An 18760-nucleotide genomic window follows, 5' to 3' on the forward strand; every position below is an offset into this window, starting at 1 on the left:
TCAGCGGTTGGTGGCGTCGTGGGCGGCGTCAGGCTGGCGCTGTTCCGGCGTCCTGGAGGCCAGTTCCTCACCGAGCAGGTCGGCGAAGAGGGCGCGGTAGTGGACGAGGGCCTGGCGGAGGTCCTCCGTGCTGGCCTCGCCCCGGCTGTTGCGCAGGTGGATCTCGTGGGCGTCCCGGTAGTGGCTCAGGGTGCGGGCATGCTCGACGGACAGGTGCGCGATCTGGTCGGAGAAGTCACCCGTGGGGTAGCCACGTTCGGCGATCAGCCGGGTGACCAGTTCGTCGGCCTGTCCGACGGTCTCGGCGGGGGAGTCGACGAAGCGGACCTGAAGCTCCTCCCAGGCCTCGGCGTACCGGGCCCGGGCGGCCGGGTCGAGGGGGACCAGTTCGAGTTCGGCGTGCCGGCGCTCGCGGTCGCGCAACTCCCGCTCGGCGGCGCTACGACTGTCCTGTTCGGCGATGACGTGGTCGTACTCGGGGCCGAAGCGCTGTCGGAGTGTCCGGCGGCGGTTGGCGACCACCAGGGCCGCGGCTACGGCGGCGACGACCAGGATGACGAGGACGGTGACGACTATCTGCGTGGGCGACATGGTTCCTCCTTCGCCTGCAGGTATTCCCTCCGTCCACTGATCGCCAATCCCGTTTCGGAGCACTTTCCTCGCCCACGTTGCCCCTTGCCGGTCCCGATGCCGTTCCTGAAGGCATCACCGAAGACCGGTTCGCACGGATTCGGGCAGGATGTGGGTCAACCGAACGTTCGTCAACGTACCGGTCGTCTCGACGGACGGTAGTGCGGCGAGCGCGGATTACGTATCCTGCCCAAGGCGCCCGAGCCGGCGCCCCGGGGGACAACTGGGGTGCATCCGGCAAAGGTGCTGCCCGGCCGTGCCGGAGCCCCTCCAGCCACCCTTCCGGGCGAGGTCCGATTGAACACCCGCGACTGGCCGATCCGCTCCAAGCTGACCGCCCTGGTCGTCGTACCGGTGACCGCCCTGCTGGCGTTGTGGATCTTCGCGACCAACCTCACCTTCGGACCGGCCCTCGACCTGTTGTCCGCCCGGACCCTGCTGTACGACCTGGGGCGGCCCGGTGAGACCGTGGTGGCCGAGTTGCAGCGCGAGCGGCGGCTGTCCGTGGTGCACCTGGCCTCTTCCCGGGCGGACTGCGCCAAACAGTCGGCCGGGTGCGTGGTGCCGGCGCTGGGCGAGCAGCGGGACCGTACCGACGTGGCGGTGGAGCAACTGCGCCGCCGGGTGGCCGGCGAGAAGTTCCGGGAGGCCGCCGGTGAGTTGCTCGAAGCCCGACTGGACCGGTTGCTCGACAGGTTGGCGGGGCTGCCGGCGGGACGGGCGGCGATCGACCGCCGGGAGCTGGACCGCATCGGCGCGGTAGGCCTCTACGGCGACCTGGTCTCGGCTGCCTTCCACACCTTCGAGGCGCTGGCGAACCTGCCCGACCAGAATCTCAACCGGGAGGCACGGGCGCTGACGGACCTGGGCCGTTCCCGGGAGCTGCTAGGGCAGACGGATGCGCTGCTGGCCGGGGCCCTGGCCGCCGGGGGCTTCGCCAAGGGCGAGCACACCATGCTCGTGCAGAGCATCGGTAACCAGTGGTTTCTCATCCAGTCGGCGGTCGCCGACCTACCCGCCCCGGAACAGGCCGCGTACCAGCGGCTGGCCGAGCAGGAGGGGTTCGAGCGGCTGCGCGAGATGCAGGACGAGCTGATCGCCGCCGGTCCGGCGGGCCGGATCACGGTCGACGCGCGGGCCTGGCAGTCCGGCTATGACACCGTGCAGCAGTCGTTGCGGGACTTCGAGCTGACCCAGGCCGACGGACTGGCCGACCGGTCGGTGCCGATGGCGGTGAGCATCCTGGCCCGGCTGGCCGGCGCCGGGGTGCTGGGTCTGATCGCCGTGGTGGTGTCGCTGGTGGTGGCTGTGCGGGTAGGCCGGTCGCTGGCCCGGCGGCTGACCCTGGTGCGCGGGCGGCTGACGGAGACCGCGGAGAAGGGCCTGCCGGAGGTGGTGGACCGGCTGCGTCGGGGCGAACAGGTCGATGTCGACCGGGAGGCACCCGTGGTCGACGAGGGCACCGACGAGATCGGGCAGGTGGCCCAGGCCTTCACGGAGGTGCAGAAGGCCGCCATCCGGGCCGCCCAGGTCGAGGTCACCCTGCGCCGTGGGCTCAACGAGGTCTTCCTGAACATCGCCCGCCGCAGCCAGGGCCTGGTGCACCGGCAGATCGCCCTGCTGGATCGGCTGGAACGCGACGCGGAGGATCCGGACCATCTGGCCGAACTGTTCCGGGTCGACCACCTGGCCACCCGGCTGCGCCGGCACGCGGAGGATCTGGTCATCCTGGCCGGGGCCACCCCGGGGCGCGGCTGGCGGGAGCCGGTAGCCATGGTGGATCTGATCCGGGGGGCGATCTCCGAGGTCGAGTCGTACGACCGGGTCGAGATCACCTCCTTGCAGTCCGCCGGCACGGCGGGGCGGGTGGTCGGGGACATCATCCACCTGCTCGCCGAGCTGATCGAGAACGCGACCACCTTCTCCCCGCCGCAGTCGCGGGTGACGGTCTCCGGTGAGCATGTCGCAAACGGGTACGCCCTGTCCGTCTCCGACCAGGGCCTGGGCATGACCGCGGCGGCCATCGAGGAGGCCAACCGCAAACTGGCCCGGGCACCGGAGTTCGACCCGGCCGAGACCGCCCGCCTCGGCCTGTTCGTGGTGGCCCGACTCGCCGGCCGGCACGGCATCCGGGTGCGACTGCGCCGGTCGGAGGGCGCCGGGATGACCGCGGTGGTGTTGATCCCCGCCGACCTGATCACCACCGAGCCCTCGCCGCTGCCCGCCCTCGGCGCTGCGGACAGCGGCGACGAGGGCGCCATGGAGCAGCGGCGGCTGGCGCGGGCCAGCCGGCTGGCCACCGTTCCCCGACCCCGCAGCCGTTCGGCGGCTACCTCGAAGGGCTCGCGCTCACCGGCTGCGGAGAGCCGGGGCGGGCCACGCCAGGCCTCGACCGTGGGGCCGGCCGAGTCCGACGGGCTGCCCCGCCGGATCCGGCGGCGTCCGCCGGCCGGATCCACGACCGCTGCCGGTGCCGCGGCAGCCCCCGAACCGGTTGAGGCCACGGCCGAGGAGGTCTCCGGAACCACCGCCGTGCCCTCGCCCGGCACGGACCAGGACTCCGCCGGGGTGAACTCACCCACCGTGCAACTGCCCGCGCTGACCCAGCGAGCGACCGGATCGGGGGCGGGCGACCGGCGGTCGGTGACGGCCCTCCACGGCAGCACCGCCCGGGTGGGCGAGCCGACCCCCCGCAGCCCGCAGGAGGCGCGGCGGTTCATGTCCGCGTTGCAGTCCGGCACCGCCCGGGGCCGGCTGGCCGCCGCCGGTACGGCCGAAGGTGGACAGGTGCCGGTCGAGGGGGAGGCGGGAGCGGCCGCCCAGCCCCGGTCGGACCGGACCGACGCGATTCACCGGGAATCGACCACCGAGGAGGCTGGACCGCCGACCGGCGGACCGGTCACCGTGCAATCCCCGACCGTTACTGAGAGGGACGCCTGATGCAATCGACGAGGCAGAGTGCCAATCTCGACTGGTTGCTCGACGATCTGGTGGAGCGACTGCCCGCCGCGCGGCGGGCAGTGGTGCTCTCGGCGGATGGACTGCTGCTCGGCTCCTCCGCCGAACTCGACCGTGCCGACGCCGAACATCTGTGTGCCCTGGCCTCCGGGCTGGCCAGCCTGGCGCGGGGTGCCAGCCGGCAGTTGGGCGGCGGGCCGGTGCGGCAGACGGTGGTGGAGATGGAGTCGGCGTACCTGTTCGTGACCGCCGCGGGACAGGGCACCTGCCTGGCGGTGGCCAGCGACACGGACGCGGACATCGGCCTGGTGGCGTACGAGATGGCCATGCTGGTGACCCGGGTGGGGGAGAACCTGCAGACACCGGTGCGGGCGTCGATGGGTGCCGCCGATGCGGACTGAGTTGTCCGGGCACCGGAACGAGTGGCTCGACGAGGACGCCGGGCCGGTGGTCCGGCCGTACACCCTGACCGGTGGCCGGGTGCGCTCCTGCGCGGACGGATTCGACCTGGTCGCGTACGTGTTGGCGAAGCCGAACCCGGATCTGGGGGCGTTTCCGGAACTGCATCCCGAGCACCGGTTGTTGGTGGCCCTGGCGGGCCGGGGCACCCCGGTGGTGGAACTCGCCGCCGACCTGGACCTGGCGGTGGGTGTGGTCCGGGTACTGCTCGGTGATCTGCTGTCCCGGGGACTGGTCGCCGTGCAACAGCCACCGCGCGCCACGTACCTGCCCGACAACGACATCCTCAAGGCGGTGGTGGATGGACTCCGTGCGCTATGACGCCGAGTATCGGGACCCCAGGGTCCCCCTGGCGTTGAAGATCCTCATCGCCGGTGGCTTCGGCGCCGGCAAGACGACCCTGGTCAGCGCGTTGAGTGAGGTGCGGCCGCTCCAGACCGAGGAGATTCTGACCGGGGCCAGCATCGACACCGACGACATCTCCGGGGTGGAGGGCAAGTCCACGACCACGGTGGCGATGGACTTCGGGCGGATCACCATCAACGAGGACCTCCAGCTGTACCTGTTCGGCACCCCGGGACAGGACCGCTTTCGGTTCCTCTGGGACGAGTTGGCCTTCGGGGCGTTGGGGGCGGTGGTGCTCGCCGACACCCGGCGGCTGGCCGACTGCTTCCCCTCGATCGACTACTTCGAGCAGCGGGGCGTTCCCTTCGTCGTCGGGGTCAACTGCTTCGACGGCTCGCAACGGTTCAGCCTGGAGGCCGTACGCCGAGCCCTGGACCTCGACCCGGAGGTGCCGATGGTGCTCTGCGACGCCCGGGACCGGCAGTCCGGCAAGGCCGTGCTGATCTCCCTGGTCGAGCACGTGGCCCGGCAGCGGGGCGAACCGGTGCCGGCGGCCTGACCCTGCGAAGGCCGGCGGTGGCAGGTCTAACCGCGGGTGTCGGGGGGAAGGGTTCGGATGGGACCTAGGCAGTTCGGCGGAGAGGTGGCACCTGGTGGCAGGTCGAGGCGAGATCGTTCACATCGGCGGATACACGGCGCACAGCGGCGGGCGGGGCACCGGGATCGTCGCCGCCTCGCGTGACCCGGAAACCGGCGAGCTGACCTCCTTGGGCACGGTCGCGGTCACCGCCTCGCCGTCGTTTCTCACCCGCCATCCCACCCGGCCCGTGCTGTACGCGGTCAACGAGCTACCCGAGGGTCGGATCAGCGCCTGGCGGGTGGGGCCCGAGGGTGACCTGACCACGATCGGCTCGTGGGCCACCGGCGGAGCCGAGCCCTGCCACCTGGCGGTCGCGCCGGAGGGTCGGAACCTGTTCGTGGCCAACTACGGCGGCGGGAGCGTTACGGTCTTCCCGCTGGACTCCGAGGGGGTGCCGGGCGAGCGTAGTGACCTGGTGCAGCACACCGGCCACGGCCCGGATCCCGAGCGCCAGGAGGGGCCGCACGCGCACATGGTCGCGCCCGGGGCCGAGGGCCGACCGATCCTCGCGGTGGATCTCGGCACGGACTCCATCTACCGGTACGACCTCGACCCGGCCTCCGGACGGCTCGTCCCCCGGGCACCCCGGGTGCGTACCCCCGCCGGAGCCGGCCCCCGGCACCTGGCCCGGCACCCCGACGGCCGGCGTTGCTACGTCTGCGGTGAGCTGGACGGCTCGGTGCTGGTCTACGAGTTGACCGAGGAGGGCGGGTGGCACCAGTCGGGGCGGGTCGAGGCCAGCGAACGGGCCGGGCACGTCCAGCCGTCGGAGATCGCGGTGGACGCCGAGGGGCGTTTCCTCTACCTGGCCAACCGGGGGGTCGGCACCATCGCCGTGTTCGCGCTCGGGTCGGGGCTGCCGAAGCTCGTCGAGGAGGTGGCGACCGGCGGCGAGTGGCCCCGGCATTTCGCGCTGGTGGGGGACCATCTGTATGTCGCCGACGAGCGGGCGGACATGGTGCGTACCTTCCGGATCGACCGGGAGAGCGGGGTGCCGGTGGCGGTCGGGGAGCCGCTGACGATTCCCAGCCCTACTTGCGTTCTGCCCTGATCGTGGGTGTTGGATATTGATGAATCCACATTGCGCCGTTGAGTCATCACTCAGAGTTACTAAATCGCGGTAAACTGTTTCTCCTCTGTAACTTTCGTCCGAACGGCCATGGCAGTCCCATGGTCAGGTCCGGAAGATGGTCAGCGTGTCAGCAGGCCGCCATCGCATGCGTTCAGGGTTCCACGGCGCCGCCGCCGCAGCCGCGGTCGGCGTGCTCGTCGTCACCGCCGGTGGGTGGGTGGGCTATCGGCAGCTCGCCGGCCCGGACTGCGCTGGCAAGATCGAACTCTCGGTCGCGGTCTCGACCGAACTCGCACCCGCTGTCGACGCGGCGGCCACCGAGTGGGAGGAAAACGGCGCCGCGGTCGACGGGACCTGTATCGACGTGACCGTGGCGGCGGCCGACGCGGTAGAGGTCGCCGCCGTGGTGGCGGCCAAGCACGGGGCCACCCTGGCCGGGGTCGGCCAGGCCAGCGGCACGGCGGTGAGCCCCGACGTCTGGATCCCGGACTCCTCCACCTGGTTGCTGCGGCTGCAGACCGGCGGCGCGGCGGCCTTCGCACCGGGCAACGGTGCCTCCATCGCCAGCAGCCCGGTGGTGGTCGCGATGCCGGAACCGAGGGCCGAGCAGCTGGGCTGGCCGCACGAGGAAATCGGCTGGACCGAGCTGTTGACCCGGGTCAACAGCGACCGGCCGTTGAAGACCGGCATCGTCGAGCCGACCCGCGACGCCGCCGGCCTGTCCGGACTGCTGTCGCTGATGACGGCGGCCTCCTCCGCCGGGGGTGCGACCGCCGAGCAGGACCGCATCGGCGCCCTGCGGGCGCTGGCCTCGGGCGCCTCGGCCCTGCGCCAGGACCTGCTGGCCAAGTTCCCCACCGCCTCGGACGCCACCACCCTGGCCAGTGCCCTCGGGGCGGCGGCACTGTCCGAGGAGAACGTCATCCGGTACAACGCGAAGAAGCCGCCGGTGCCGCTGGCGGCGCTGTACCTGAAGCCGTCGCCGCTGCCGTTGGACTACCCCTACGCGGTGCTGCCGGGCATCGAGCCGGCCAAGGCCTCCGCCGCGCGGGTGCTGTTCGAGGCGCTGACCACCCCCTCGTTCAAGGACCGGTTGGCCGCCCAGGGGCTGCGTGGGCCGGACGGCAACTGGGGCAGTGGCTTCGAGCCCCCGCAGGGCGCACCCAGCCCGGCCAGCGGTGACTCCTCCGCCGCGCCGCCGCCCCAGGGCGGCATCGCCGCCGGTGGCCTGGCGCCGGACGCGGTGGAGCGGGCCGTCTCCAGTTGGTCCATCGCCACCCTCTCCGGCCGGATGCTCTGCATCATCGACGTCTCCGGCTCGATGAAGAAGGCCGTGCCGACCGCCAACGGCGCCACCCGCCAGCAGGTCACCGCGGAAGCCGCCCGGCGGGGCCTGAACCTGTTCGACGACTCCTGGTCGATCGGTCTGTGGGTCTTCTCCACCAACCTGGACGGGGCGCGGGACTACCGGGAGGTCGTGCCGACCGGTCCGCTGTCCCGGCAGCGCAGCTCCCTGGAGCGCAGCCTGGACACGATCACCTCGTCCAGCGGCGACACCGGCCTGTACGACACCCTGCTGGCCGCGTACCGGAACGTGCAGCAGAACTGGGAACCGGGCAAGGTCAACTCGATCGTCCTCTTCACCGACGGCAAGAACGAGGACGCCGACGGCGTCTCGCAGCGGCAACTGCTCGCCGAGCTGAAGCGGATCAAGGACCCGGACCAGCCGATCCAGGTGATCATCATCGGCATCGGCACCGAGGTCAGCAAGGCGGAGCTGGACACCATCGCGCAGAGCGCCGGCGGGGGTGCCTTCATCGCCGCCGACCCGACTAAGATCGGCGACATCTTCCTGCGAGCTATCGCCCTGCGGAAGGCGCCGGCCTGAGTCGTGTCTCAAGTAAGAACTGTGGTGTAGGGGTGAATTCCATACCACAGGCCGCTTCCGGCCGGTTCGCCGGGATGGAAAGTGACGGCAATGCGTCCGAAGCAATTGCTCGTCATAGTTCTCAGGGGAGGATGTCGTAGTGCACCGGCAGTTCCGGCTTACCGTCGAGCCGGAGCCGTGCCGTCGACGAGTGGAGTGGGAGGGCTGGTGACCTCGGCGACGCTGTTGACTCCGGCCAGATCTTCAACACGACCTGACGGTACGTCGTCATCGAGCAGCTCGCTGCGCGGTGGCCAGCGGGCGTACGTGCGAACCCTCGTGGTGCTGGACGCCACGGTCCTCACCCTGGCGGTGCTCGCCGGCTACGCCGCCCGCTTCGGTGAGGCCGCCCCACGCGGCACCCACGTGCCCTACGTCCTGGTGGCGCCCGTACTCGTCCTGGCCTGGCTGCTGTCGCTGAAAGCGATGCGCTGCTACGACGACCGGGTGATCGGCTACGGCGCGGACGAGTACCGGCGGGTCAGCATGGCCAGCCTCCGACTGGCCGGGGCGGTCGCCATCGCCGGTTACATCGCCGACGTCGGGGTGTCCCGGGGCTTCCTGGCGATCTCTTTCGCCGTCGGCCTCGTCGGCCTTGAACTCGCCCGGTTCGCGGCACGCAAGCGCCTGCACCGGGCCCGCTCCGCGGGAGCCGGCTGGTCCCGCCGAGTGCTGGTGGTCGGCGACACCGCGCACGTACTGGAACTGGTGCACACCCTGCGCCGCGAACCGTACGCGGGCTATCAGGTGGTGGGTGCCTGTATCCCGGACGCCCTGCTGGCGCCGGTGGCCCAGCGACTCGGTGACGTGCCCGTGGTCGGCTCCTTCCGGGGCATCCCGGAGGCCGCCGCCGCGATCGGCGCGGACACGGTCGCCGTCACCGCCAGCGGGGAACTGACCGCCGCCCGCCTGCGCCGGCTCGGTTGGCAGTTGGAGGGCACCGGAATCGACCTGGTGCTGGCCCCGGCGCTGACCGATGTCGCCGGCCCGCGCATCCACACCCGCCCGGTGGCCGGCCTACCGTTGATCCACGTGGAGGCCCCGGAGTTCCGGGGCACCCGCAAGCTGGTGAAGGGTTTCGTCGACCGGTCCATCTCGCTCGTGGCGTTGGCTCTGCTGCTGCCCCTGCTGGTGGTCATCGCCCTGGCCATCAAGCTGAACACCCGAGGGCCGGTGCTGTTCCGACAGACCCGGGTCGGGCAGGGGGGCCAGGAGTTCGGGGTCTTCAAGTTCCGGACCATGGTGGTCAACGCCGACGTCCTGCTGGCCGAGTTGGCCGCGCGCAACGAGACCGACGGTCTGATGTTCAAGATGCGCGACGACCCCCGGGTGACCCGGGTCGGGCGACTGCTGCGCAAGTGGTCGCTGGACGAGTTGCCGCAACTGGTCAATGTGCTGTTGGGGCAGATGAGCCTGGTCGGTCCGCGTCCCCCGCTGCCCTCCGAGGTGGCCCGCTACGACGGCGATGTGGCCCGCCGACTGTTGGTCAAGCCCGGCATGACCGGCCTCTGGCAGGTCAGCGGCCGGTCGGATCTGAGCTGGGAGGACGGCATCCGGCTGGATCTTTACTACGTGGAGAACTGGTCGCTGGCGGCCGACCTGACGATCCTCTGGAAGACCTTCGGCGCGGTGGTCAACAGCCGGGGCGCCTACTGAGCCGTGGCGCTCACGGCTGCGGCCCGTACCAGTCCAGGCAGACGATCACCGCGTCGTCGGTGAGATCGGCCGAGACGAAGGCCCGCAGGTCCCCCAGGAGGGCGCGGACCGCGTCCAGCGGGCTCATCGGGGCGGTACGACGCAGCATCCGGTCCAGGGCGGTCTGCCCGTAGCGGATGTCCTGCCCGGTGGCGTCGAGCACCCCGTCGCTGATCATGAAGAGGCGGTCGCCGGGCTCCAGCTGGAGGTGCTGCTCGCGATAGTGCGACCCCTCGAACATGCCGAGGGGGAACTGCTCCTCCAACGACTGCACCCCGACCTCACCGGCCCGGAGCAGGACCAGCCGGGGGGAGCCCGCGTCGACCGCGGTGAGCAGTCCACTGTGCAGGTCCACCTCGATCAGCAGGGTGGCCAGGTACTGCTCGCCCCGATGCAGGGCGTAGATCGCCTGGTCGGCCAGGGCGGCCTGGTCGGCCAGGGAGATGCCGGCCCGGCGGGCGTTGCGCAGCGCGCAGGTGGCCAGGGTGGTGAGCATCGAGGCGGCGACCCCGGAGCCCATGCCGTTGATGGTTGCGGTCCACACCCGATCGCCGTCGTCGGACCAGTCGAAGCTGTCCCCGCGCACCGCGTACGCCGGTTCCAACTGCCCGGCCAGGCTGAAGGAGGGCCGGATCCGGCTGCGCCCCGGCAGTAGTTCCCACTGCATCTCGGCGGCGAGGGTGAGTCGCCGGGTACGCCGGGCGATGCGGTAGACGTCCGTGCCGGGGTCCACCGCGGTCAGCTCGTGCGCCAGGGCGGTGCCGATCTCGGCCAGCTCCGGCAGGAGGCTCTCGTCCGCGACCGGCCGCACCCGCAGCACTCCACGTCGTTCGCCGCGCATGCTGACCGGCAGATAGGCCGTGCCGTCCGCGTACATCGGGTTCTGGTGGTCGAAGCACCGCCAGGCCGGGTGGCCCGGTTCGGTCACCGCCTCCCCGGCGGTGAGCGGCAGCAACGCGGCCAGTCGGTAGTCGACCTGGAGCAGGTCGACCTCCGCCATGCCGTACCGCTGGTCGAGCAGTCCTCTGATCCGGCTCAGCAGCAGATCCGCCGGGGCGGCGGTGAGCACGGTGCGGGCCTGATCGACCGGATCGCTCATGGGGCATCTCCTTGATCACAAGCCCATCGACCGACAGAATCGGAGTACGCTCAGGCGCACGATGGCGGAACTGCATGGTTTTCCAGGACCCGAGATGAGTATGGCTGCCGAGGTGGATGTCGCGGCGGGCGCCCTGCTGACCGTCTGGGACGGTGCCCGGGAGCGCACAGCGAACCGCATCTCCACCGCCCAGCTTCGTGCCGTGATGCTCGTCGAGCGACAGGACGGGATCAACCTGCGCAGGCTCGCTGCCGGGTTGGACATGCTGCTCTCCTCGGCCAGCCGGCTCTGCGACCGACTGGTCGCCGCCGGGATGCTGGAGCGCGAGCCCGGCCGGGCGGACCGGCGGGAGATCTCCCTGCACCTGACCGCCGAGGCCCGCAGCCTCCTCGCCGAGCTGCGCGAGGACCGCCGGCAGCACCTGGCGGCGATCCTGGCCGACATGACCCCGGAGGGCCGCACGGCCCTGCTGCGAGGTCTCCAGGAGTTCGACGAGGCGGCCCGGGCACGGGTGGTACGGCCGGTGTCCTCGCTGGTGCCGCAGCCGGAGGAGCCGGGCTCCGTGCACCGCGGGGAGGTCCGCGAGGTCGTCGACACCCCGCTGAGCTGGTCGAACGGGGACACCCCGGTCTCCCGTACGGCCTGACGCCGCCCCGGTCGGGGTCAGCCGGGCTTGCGGGGGGTCACCGCCAGCATCGCCACATCGTCGTGCCGTTGCCCGGCGGACCATTCGTCGACCAGGCGCAGCACCCGCTCGACCAGGGCGTTGGGCGGCAGCCCGGCACCCGAGGAGAGGGCCTGGTGCAGCCGTCGCTCGCCGAACATCTCCGCACCGTGCGGCCCACCGCGAGCCTCGGTGACCCCATCGGTGTGGGCGAACAGCACAGCACCGGGCGGCAGCCGCAGATCGATCTCGGTGAACCGGGCGTCCGGCAGGGCTCCCACCGGCATCCCACCCACCGGTATCCGGGTCACCGTGCCGTCGGGGTCGACCACCAGGGGCGCGGGATGCCCACCCCCGGCGACCCGGACCCGCAGGCCGCCCTCGGGATCCTGGCTCAGGCTGCCCAGCAGCAGGGTGGTGAACTGGCTGCGTCGGGCGGCGTCCGGCATGTCCAGCAGGGCCCGGTCGAGCAGCCGCAGCAGCTTCAACGGCTGCTGTTCGACCAGCCGCAGGGTCTGCAACGACTGCCGTACCCGGCCGGTCAGCACGGCCGCGCCGACCCCCTTGCCGCAGACGTCGCCCAGGGCGAACAACACCCCGCCCTCGGAGGGTAGGAGGTCGTAGAAGTCGCCACCGATCCGCAGGCTGTCCCCGGCGGCACGGTAACCTCCCGCGATCTCCATCCCGGCGACCCGGGGCAGCTCCGGCGGTAACAGGCTGTTCTGGAGCACTCGGGCCAGGTGGGCCTGCTGGTCGTACAACTCGGCCATGGTCAGGGCGGCGCCCACCCGGGCGGCGAACTCACGGGCCAGATCGACATCCCGAGGGTCGAAGCCGGTACGCCCGGGGTGTCGCAGCAGCACCAGGGCCCCGACCGTCCGGCCGGCCCCCGGCATCGGACTGACCAGCAGGGTCGCCTCCCGGTCGAGGTCGGCGGCGAAGACCGGGTCCAGGTCCTCCTGCGCCGCCACCGACCAGGGTCCAGGCGCCGGGAACCCGCCGTCCAGGGCCTCCTCCAGCCCGGGTAGGGCTGCCGTCAGACTCCAGTCGGACTCCCCGGTCACCGGGCCGGGCTGACCCTCGGCGTAGCGGACCCAGTGCGGCCGTTGCTCGGCGGGAACGGGCGGCAGGTGTACGACCAGGGCCAGGTCGGCCAGGTAGGGCACCGGGAGGGTGGCGGCGGCACGCAGCGCCTGGTCGCGGTGCAGTGCCAGGCCCAGGCGCCGACCCGCGTCGGCGAGGAAGGCGGTACGGCGGCGTTCGGCGAGCAGCGCCTCGGTGCCGGTCCACTCGTCGGTGACATCACGCACGTACCAGACCCAGCGGCCGGCGGGCAGTGGCCGCCGTACCCCGCGAAGGCGTCGGCTGCGGTGTTCACCCTCGAAGTGGGGGTGCCCGGCGGCGGTCGCGGTCGCCAGTGCCGCCACCGCGCAGGTGGCCAGATCGGTGCCGGGGCCCACCTCGGGCAGCAGTCTCCTGGCGGCCGTGTTGGCGGTGCTGACCAGCCCGTCGCCGTCGACGGTCAGCACCGCCTCGGCCAGTCCGTCAAGGACTTCACCGGCCAGGTCCAGGCGGTCGGCCGGCTCCGGTCGCTCCGCCCTGCCCTGGCCGGCCTTGTCACGGCGGGCGGGGCCGACGACTCGGCCCTCACGAGTGGTGGTCATTCCGGCTCGCGGTGCGCCCTGCGCTGTCGGGGTGTGCGCATTCCGGTGGTGTCGCTCCTCCGGGTCACGGTCATGGTTGCCTGGGGGCAAGCGTACCGAAGTGCCCTCGGGACCCGCCCGGACGCAGTGGAGGCTAGGGCTACAGCCGGGCCAACCAGGCCACCGGCCGGGCGATGATCCGGCGTACCACCGAACCGGCCGCGCCGACGGCGGCGGCCGTGGCCCCGAGGGTCGCCGGCCGGACGGTCACCGGGGACCAGGCCGCGGTCAGCACCCGGCGATCGATCTCCGCGAGCATCGGTGGGCGCAGCCAGGGAGCCAGGGGGGCGTAGCCGCCGCCGAGCACCACCGTGTCGAGGTCCAGCAGGTTGACCACACTGGACACGGTCACCCCGAGGGCCGTCCCGGCCTCGTGCAGGGCGCGCAGCACCTGTGCTTCGCCCGCCTCGGCAAGCTCGGCCAGCCGGTTCGGGGCGGTGTCGGCCGGTAGGTCCGCCCCGGCCAGGCCGGCCGCCGCGAGGATCGACTCCTGGCCGGCGTACTGCTCCAGGCAACCCCGACCCCCGCACCGGCAGGCGGGCCCGTCCGGGCGTACCGGGATGTGGCCGATCTCCCCGCTCCAACCTCGGGCCCCTCGGTACAGGGCGCCGTCGAGCACGATGCCGGCGCCGATGCCGACCTCACCGGAGATGTGCAGGAAGCTGCCCGGCCCGGCGCCGGCGTGCAACTCGCTCAGCGCGGCCAGGTTGGCCTCGTTGTCCACCACCAGCGGCGGCACCCCGTCGATCACCTCGGTCAGCGGGGGATGCCCGGCCAGCAGTTCGGGCACCGGCACGTCGCGCCAGCCCAGGTTCGGGGCCAGGCGGACCAGCCCGGCGTCGTCGACCAGGCCGGGCACCCCCAGGGCGGCGCCGGCCAGGATGAGGCCCTGCGCGTCGGCGGCGGCCCGGGCCTCGGCGGCCAGCCGCACCAGCCGGCCCAGCGCGTCGGCGGGGGAGATCGGCCGCAGATCGGCGCGGTGCACGCTGTGGTGCCGGACCGCACCGGTGAGGTCCACGACGCAGGCGGCCAGATAGTCGACATTGACCTCCAGCCCCAACCCGGCCGGGCCGTCCCCGGCGAGCACCAGACCACGGGCCGGTCGGCCGGCACCGGTACGCGGCTGGGGCTCCGCCTCGGTGACCAGTCGCCCGGCGACCAGGTCCTCCACCACGGCGGAGACCGTGGCCCGGGTCAGGCCGGTCTCGGCCGCCAGCGAGGCCCGTGAGGGAGGTCGGGGGGCGGCCGCGATCCGGCCGAGCACGAGGGCGAGGTTCAGTTCGCGGAGGCTGCCCTGGCGCACCGCGCCGGCCGGGGCTGCGGAGGGGATCACCTCTTGACACTGCCACATCACCACCATTTAATTCAACCACTGAACAAATAGCGGACGACACCACCGGAGGTCTGTCATGGCACCCCGTCCCACCCCCGCCGACAAGTTCTCCTTCGGGCTCTGGACGGTCGGCTGGCAGGGCCGCGACCCGTTCGGCCACGCCACCCGTACCGCCATCGACCCGGTGGAGTCGGTGCACCGGCTGGCCGAGCTGGGCGCGTACGGCGTGACCTTCCACGACGACGACCTCATCCCCTTCGGTTCGGACGCGGCCACCCGCGACGCCCAGATCGCCCGGTTCCGCAAGGCCCTGGACGAGACCGGCCTGGTGGTGCCGATGGTCACCACGGACCTCTTCCAGCAGCCGGTCTTCAAGGACGGCGGCTTCACCAGCAACGACCGTGAGGTGCGGCGGTACGCCCTGCGCAAGGTGCTGCGCAACGTCGACCTGGCCGCCGAACTGGGCGCGAAGACCTTCGTCATGTGGGGCGGCCGGGAAGGCGCCGAGTACGACGTCGCCAAGGACGTCCAGGCGGCCCTGGAGCGCTACCGCGAGGCGGTCGACCTGCTCTGCCAGTACGTCATCGACCGGGGCTACGACCTGCGCTTCGCCCTGGAGCCCAAGCCGAACGAGCCGCGCGGCGACATCCTGCTGCCCACCGTCGGGCACGCCCTGGCCTTCATCTCCACCCTCGCCCACCCCGAGCGCGTCGGGCTGAACCCGGAGGTCGGCCACGAGCAGATGGCCGGGCTCAACTTCGTCCACGGCATCGCCCAGGCCCTCTGGCAGGGCAAGCTGTTCCACATCGACCTCAACGGCCAGCGGGGCGTCAAGTACGACCAGGACCTGGTCTTCGGCCACGGTGACCTGCTCAACGCCTTCGCCCTGGTCGACCTGCTGGAGCACGGCGGCCCGGCCGGGGGTCCCGCCTACGAGGGGCCACGGCACTTCGACTACAAGCCCTCCCGCACGGAGGACATCGACGGGGTGTGGGCCTCCGCGGCGGCGAACATGCGCACCTACCTGCTGCTCAAGGAGCGGGCCGCGGCCTTCCGGGCCGACCCGGAGGTGGCCGAGGCGCTGGCCGCCAGCAAGGTCGCCGAGCTGGCCGTGCCGACCCTCGGCGAGGGTGAGGGGTACGCCGAACTGCTCGCCGACACCACCGCGTTCGAGGAGTTCGACGTCGAGGCCGTGGCCGCCCGTGGCTTCGGTTTCGTCCGGCTCAACCAGCTCGCCGTCGAGCACCTGCTCGGCGCCCGCTGAGGACGGACGGGATGCCGCTCGTCGCCGGGGTGGACTCCTCCACCCAGTCCTGCAAGGTGGTCGTCCGGGACGCGGAGACCGGTGCCCTGGTCCGCCAGGGCCGGGCACCGCACCCCGACGGCACCGAGGTCGACCCGGAGGCCTGGTGGTCCGCCCTCCAGAAGGCGGTCGAGGCCGCCGGTGGGCTGGCCGACGTAGCCGCGGTCGCCGTCGCCGGTCAGCAGCACGGCATGGTCTGCCTGGACGAGGCCGGGCAGGTGATCCGGCCGGCCCTGCTGTGGAACGACACCCGCTCGGCCGAGGCCGCCGCCGACCTGGTCACCGAGGCCGGGGGCGGGCAGTTCTGGGCGGAGGCCGTGGGCAGTGTGCCGGTGGCCAGCTTCACGGTCACCAAGCTGCGCTGGCTGGCCCGGCACGAGCCGGCCAACGCCGACCGGGTGGCGGCCGTCTGCCTGCCCCACGACTGGCTGACCTGGCGGCTGGCCGGCGCACCCGGGCTGGACGCCCTGCGTACTGATCGCAGTGATGCCAGCGGCACCGGGTACTGGTCGCCGGCCACCGGCGAGTACCGCCCCGACCTGCTGGAACGGGCACTGGGCCGGGTGGTACGGGTACCCACCGTGCTGGGTCCGGCCGAGTCCGCCGGTCGGCTGGACCCGGCCGCCCTGCCGGGTGCCACCGAGGCCCTGCTCGGCCCCGGGGCGGGTGACAACGCCGCCGCCGGCTTCGGGGTGGGAGCGGGCTCCGGTGACGTGCTGGTCTCGATCGGTACCTCCGGCACGGTCTTCAGCATCGCGGAGACCCCGGCCGCCGACGCCGGCGGCACGGTAGCCGGTTTCGCCGACCTGACCGGCCGGTTCCTGCCCCTGGTCGCCACCCTCAACGCGGCCCGGGTGCTGGACGCCGCCGCCGGGATGCTGCGGGTCGGCCTGGACGAGTTGGCCGACCTGGCGCTGTCCGCCCCGCCCGGGGCGGACGGGCTGGTGCTGGTGCCGTACCTGGAGGGGGAGCGCACCCCGAACCGGCCGACGGCCACCGGGGCGGTGCACGGGTTGACCCTGCGGACCTCGACCCCGGCGCACCTGGCCCGGGCGGCCGTGGAGGGCATGCTCTGTGCCCTGGCCGACGGTCTGGACGCGCTGACCGCCCAGGGCGCGCAGGCCCGTCGGGTGATCCTGGTCGGGGGTGGGGCCCGTTCCGCCGCCGTACGTCGGATCGCCGCCCAGGTCTTCGGCTGCCCGGTCGTCGTTCCCCCGCCGGGGGAGTACGTCGCAGACGGTGCCGCCCGCCAGGCCGCCTGGCTGGCCCTGGGCGCCACGGAGGCCCCCGACTGGACCCCGGCCGGCACCCGGGAGTACGCCGCCGAACCGGTCCCGGCCATCCGGGAGCGCTACGCCCAGGCCCGCGAACACCACCTGGACCGCCAGGCCCAGGGCTGAACCACCCTCGAAACCCGGATCGAGTGGCTGGCGCTAGGGGGTGCAGCCACTCGATCCGGGGGTGGGCCGGTGCACGGCCCGACATCCGGTCCTGATTGGCTGCCCGCATGACCTTGACCACGGGCGGAGCCGGGCGGGTGTGGGGCGGCGGCGCGGTGCACCGGTTCTACAGTGTCGTCGTCTTCGTGCTGCTCGCCTCGCTGGACAATGTGGCGATCGGCCTGGTGCCGCCGCTGTACGGCGCGATCGCCGAGTCCTTCGAGGTGTCGCAGCGCCTGCTCGGCCTGGTGACCGCGGTCAGCTTCCTGGTCAGCGCGGTGGCGGCGGTGGGTTGGGCCTACTTCGGCGACCGTACCCACCGCAAGCCCCTGCTCATGATCGGCACTCTGCTCTGGGCCGCCGGGACCGGAGGCAGCGGGCTGGCCGGGGGCTATCCCACCTTCCTGGCCGCGCAGCTGCTGGCCGCGGTGGGGCTGGGGGCGGTCGGCTCGGTCGGCTTCTCGGTGGTCACCGACCTGATCTCGCCCCGGCGGCGGGGCCTGGTGATGAGCTTCTGGGGGCTGTCCCAGGGGGCGGGCACCCTGGCCGGCACCCTGGTCGGCGGGCTGCTCGGGGCGGCCGACTGGCGACGACCGTTCCTGCTGCTCACCGTCGTCGGTCTGGTCGCCACTGCGGCCTACCTGCTCACGTACGACATTCGGCGCGGCCAGAGCGAACCGGAACTGGCCGAGGCGCTGGCCGGGGGCGCGGACTACGACTACCGGATCAGTCGCCGGGACCTGCCGGTCATCCTGGGTCGACGCACCAACCGGTGGCTGATCCTTCAGGGACTCACCGCCCAGGCCGCCTTCGGGTCGCTGGTCTGGTTGCCGGTGCTGTTCGCCGAACGGGCCCGGGACCAGGGCTACTCGACGGCCACCGCGATCGTGGTCGGCAGCGTCTTCGCCACCCTGTTCCAACTCGGCGGGGTGCTCTCCATCGTCGGTGGACTGATCGGGGACGCCCTGCAACGGCGTACCCTCTCCGGCCGGGCCACCGTGGCCGCGATCGGCATCCTCGCCGCCCTGCCCTTCTACCTGGTGCTGTTCTTCGTGCCGATCCGCATCGAGGTGCCCGACGGGGCCGGCACCGGCACGGTGGTGCGGGCCGTACTGGCCAGTGTCGTCACCGAGCCCACCGTCGGGCTGAGCCTGCTCACCGCCCTGCTGGCCCTGGCGCTGACCTCGGCGAACTCGCCGAACTGGTTCGCCCTGATCGCCGACGCCAACCCTCCGGAGCACCGGGGCACGGTCTACAGCCTGGGCAACCTGGTCAACGGGGTGGGGCGGGCGGCCGGCAACGGGCTGGTCGGGGTCGCCTTCCACGCCCTGCGGGCGGCCTTCCCGCCCCCGTTGAACTACGCCGTCGGGCTGGCCGCCTTCCAGCTCTTCTTCATCCCCACCGGCATCATGTACTGGCTGGCCGCCCGCACCTCCCCCAAGGACATCTCCGAGGTCACCCAGCTGCTCCACACCCGCGCGGAGAAGCTGTGA

At 72.4% G+C, this 18760-nt stretch carries 15 protein-coding genes; 11 read left to right on the top strand and 4 right to left on the bottom strand.

Translation table 11 applies throughout. The features are described from left to right. Positions 1-591, bottom strand: a complete 591-nt coding sequence (locus tag ACLQ2T_RS10880; protein WP_425765857.1) for a hypothetical protein — start codon at positions 589-591, stop codon at positions 1-3. 336 nt (positions 592-927) lie between these two features. Between ACLQ2T_RS10880 and ACLQ2T_RS10885 the strand changes: the two genes are divergently transcribed. From ACLQ2T_RS10885 to ACLQ2T_RS10915, 7 genes are all read left to right on the top strand, one after another. Beyond that, on the top strand, positions 928-3570 hold the full coding sequence (locus tag ACLQ2T_RS10885) for a nitrate- and nitrite sensing domain-containing protein (protein WP_425765858.1): 2643 nt from the start codon (positions 928-930) through the stop codon (positions 3568-3570). Next, positions 3570-3989, top strand: a complete 420-nt coding sequence (locus ACLQ2T_RS10890; RefSeq protein ID WP_425765859.1) for a roadblock/LC7 domain-containing protein — start codon at positions 3570-3572, stop codon at positions 3987-3989. The genes ACLQ2T_RS10885 and ACLQ2T_RS10890 overlap by 1 nt, the downstream gene beginning before the upstream one ends. Further along, the gene (locus ACLQ2T_RS10895; RefSeq protein WP_425765860.1) at positions 3979-4368 is read left to right on the top strand and encodes a DUF742 domain-containing protein; all 390 of its coding nucleotides are present in this window, start codon (positions 3979-3981) and stop codon (positions 4366-4368) included. The genes ACLQ2T_RS10890 and ACLQ2T_RS10895 overlap by 11 nt, the downstream gene beginning before the upstream one ends. Then, positions 4349-4951, top strand: coding sequence for a GTP-binding protein (locus tag ACLQ2T_RS10900; RefSeq protein WP_425765861.1), 603 nt, complete (start codon positions 4349-4351; stop codon positions 4949-4951). The genes ACLQ2T_RS10895 and ACLQ2T_RS10900 overlap by 20 nt, the downstream gene beginning before the upstream one ends. Positions 4952-5045: 94 nt before the next feature. Beyond that, positions 5046-6083, top strand: a complete 1038-nt coding sequence (locus ACLQ2T_RS10905) for a lactonase family protein (protein ID WP_425765862.1) — start codon at positions 5046-5048, stop codon at positions 6081-6083. Positions 6084-6228: 145 nt separating this feature from the next. Next, positions 6229-7992 carry a substrate-binding domain-containing protein gene (locus tag ACLQ2T_RS10910; protein WP_425765863.1) on the top strand — a complete coding sequence of 588 codons (1764 nt, stop codon included), beginning with the start codon at positions 6229-6231 and terminating at the stop codon, positions 7990-7992. A gap of 207 nt (positions 7993-8199) precedes the next feature. Then, on the top strand, positions 8200-9687 hold the full coding sequence (locus tag ACLQ2T_RS10915) for a sugar transferase (protein ID WP_425765864.1): 1488 nt from the start codon (positions 8200-8202) through the stop codon (positions 9685-9687). A 10-nt stretch (positions 9688-9697) separates the two neighbouring features. Here ACLQ2T_RS10915 and ACLQ2T_RS10920 read toward each other — a convergent pair whose 3' ends face one another. Further along, positions 9698-10825: a PP2C family protein-serine/threonine phosphatase gene (locus ACLQ2T_RS10920; protein WP_425765865.1), complete on the bottom strand. Its 1128-nt coding sequence runs from the start codon at positions 10823-10825 to the stop codon at positions 9698-9700. Positions 10826-10919: 94 nt separating this feature from the next. Here ACLQ2T_RS10920 and ACLQ2T_RS10925 point away from each other — a divergent pair, with 94 nt between their 5' ends. After that, complete coding sequence (locus ACLQ2T_RS10925; protein ID WP_425765866.1) at positions 10920-11471, top strand: MarR family winged helix-turn-helix transcriptional regulator; 552 nt, start codon at positions 10920-10922, stop codon at positions 11469-11471. Positions 11472-11488: 17 nt separating this feature from the next. Here ACLQ2T_RS10925 and ACLQ2T_RS10930 read toward each other — a convergent pair whose 3' ends face one another. Together ACLQ2T_RS10930 and ACLQ2T_RS10935 are read right to left on the bottom strand one after the other, a co-directional pair. After that, on the bottom strand, positions 11489-13153 hold the full coding sequence (locus ACLQ2T_RS10930) for a PP2C family protein-serine/threonine phosphatase (protein ID WP_425765867.1): 1665 nt from the start codon (positions 13151-13153) through the stop codon (positions 11489-11491). 139 nt (positions 13154-13292) lie between these two features. Further along, positions 13293-14552: an ROK family protein gene (locus ACLQ2T_RS10935; protein ID WP_425765868.1), complete on the bottom strand. Its 1260-nt coding sequence runs from the start codon at positions 14550-14552 to the stop codon at positions 13293-13295. 49 nt (positions 14553-14601) lie between these two features. Here ACLQ2T_RS10935 and xylA point away from each other — a divergent pair, with 49 nt between their 5' ends. The 3 genes from xylA to ACLQ2T_RS10950 all read left to right on the top strand — a co-directional run bounded on the left by xylA (position 14602) and on the right by ACLQ2T_RS10950 (position 18760). After that, on the top strand, positions 14602-15789 hold the full coding sequence (xylA, locus tag ACLQ2T_RS10940; protein ID WP_425765869.1) for a xylose isomerase: 1188 nt from the start codon (positions 14602-14604) through the stop codon (positions 15787-15789). 11 nt (positions 15790-15800) lie between these two features. After that, on the top strand, positions 15801-17228 hold the full coding sequence (gene xylB, locus ACLQ2T_RS10945) for a xylulokinase (RefSeq protein ID WP_425765870.1): 1428 nt from the start codon (positions 15801-15803) through the stop codon (positions 17226-17228). A 107-nt stretch (positions 17229-17335) separates the two neighbouring features. Continuing rightward, positions 17336-18760: an MFS transporter gene (locus tag ACLQ2T_RS10950; protein WP_425765871.1), complete on the top strand. Its 1425-nt coding sequence runs from the start codon at positions 17336-17338 to the stop codon at positions 18758-18760.

This window comes from Micromonospora sp. DT229, from assembly GCF_049844505.1.
Classification (GTDB): domain Bacteria; phylum Actinomycetota; class Actinomycetes; order Mycobacteriales; family Micromonosporaceae; genus Micromonospora.

Excerpts from the sequence above, each read along its gene's own strand:
- ACLQ2T_RS10935 (WP_425765868.1), bottom strand. The coding sequence starts at position 14,552 with ATGGTGGTGATGTGGCAGTGTCAAGAGGTGATCCCCTCCGCAGCCCCG.
- ACLQ2T_RS10950 (WP_425765871.1), top strand. The coding sequence starts at position 17,336 with ATGACCTTGACCACGGGCGGAGCCGGGCGGGTGTGGGGCGGCGGCGCG.
- ACLQ2T_RS10880 (WP_425765857.1), bottom strand. The coding sequence starts at position 591 with ATGTCGCCCACGCAGATAGTCGTCACCGTCCTCGTCATCCTGGTCGTC.
- ACLQ2T_RS10920 (WP_425765865.1), bottom strand. The coding sequence starts at position 10,825 with ATGAGCGATCCGGTCGATCAGGCCCGCACCGTGCTCACCGCCGCCCCG.
- xylB (WP_425765870.1), top strand. The coding sequence starts at position 15,801 with ATGCCGCTCGTCGCCGGGGTGGACTCCTCCACCCAGTCCTGCAAGGTG.
- ACLQ2T_RS10925 (WP_425765866.1), top strand. The coding sequence starts at position 10,920 with ATGAGTATGGCTGCCGAGGTGGATGTCGCGGCGGGCGCCCTGCTGACC.
- ACLQ2T_RS10930 (WP_425765867.1), bottom strand. The coding sequence starts at position 13,153 with ATGACCACCACTCGTGAGGGCCGAGTCGTCGGCCCCGCCCGCCGTGAC.
- ACLQ2T_RS10900 (WP_425765861.1), top strand. The coding sequence starts at position 4,349 with ATGGACTCCGTGCGCTATGACGCCGAGTATCGGGACCCCAGGGTCCCC.
- ACLQ2T_RS10890 (WP_425765859.1), top strand. The coding sequence starts at position 3,570 with ATGCAATCGACGAGGCAGAGTGCCAATCTCGACTGGTTGCTCGACGAT.
- xylA (WP_425765869.1), top strand. The coding sequence starts at position 14,602 with ATGGCACCCCGTCCCACCCCCGCCGACAAGTTCTCCTTCGGGCTCTGG.
- ACLQ2T_RS10895 (WP_425765860.1), top strand. The coding sequence starts at position 3,979 with ATGCGGACTGAGTTGTCCGGGCACCGGAACGAGTGGCTCGACGAGGAC.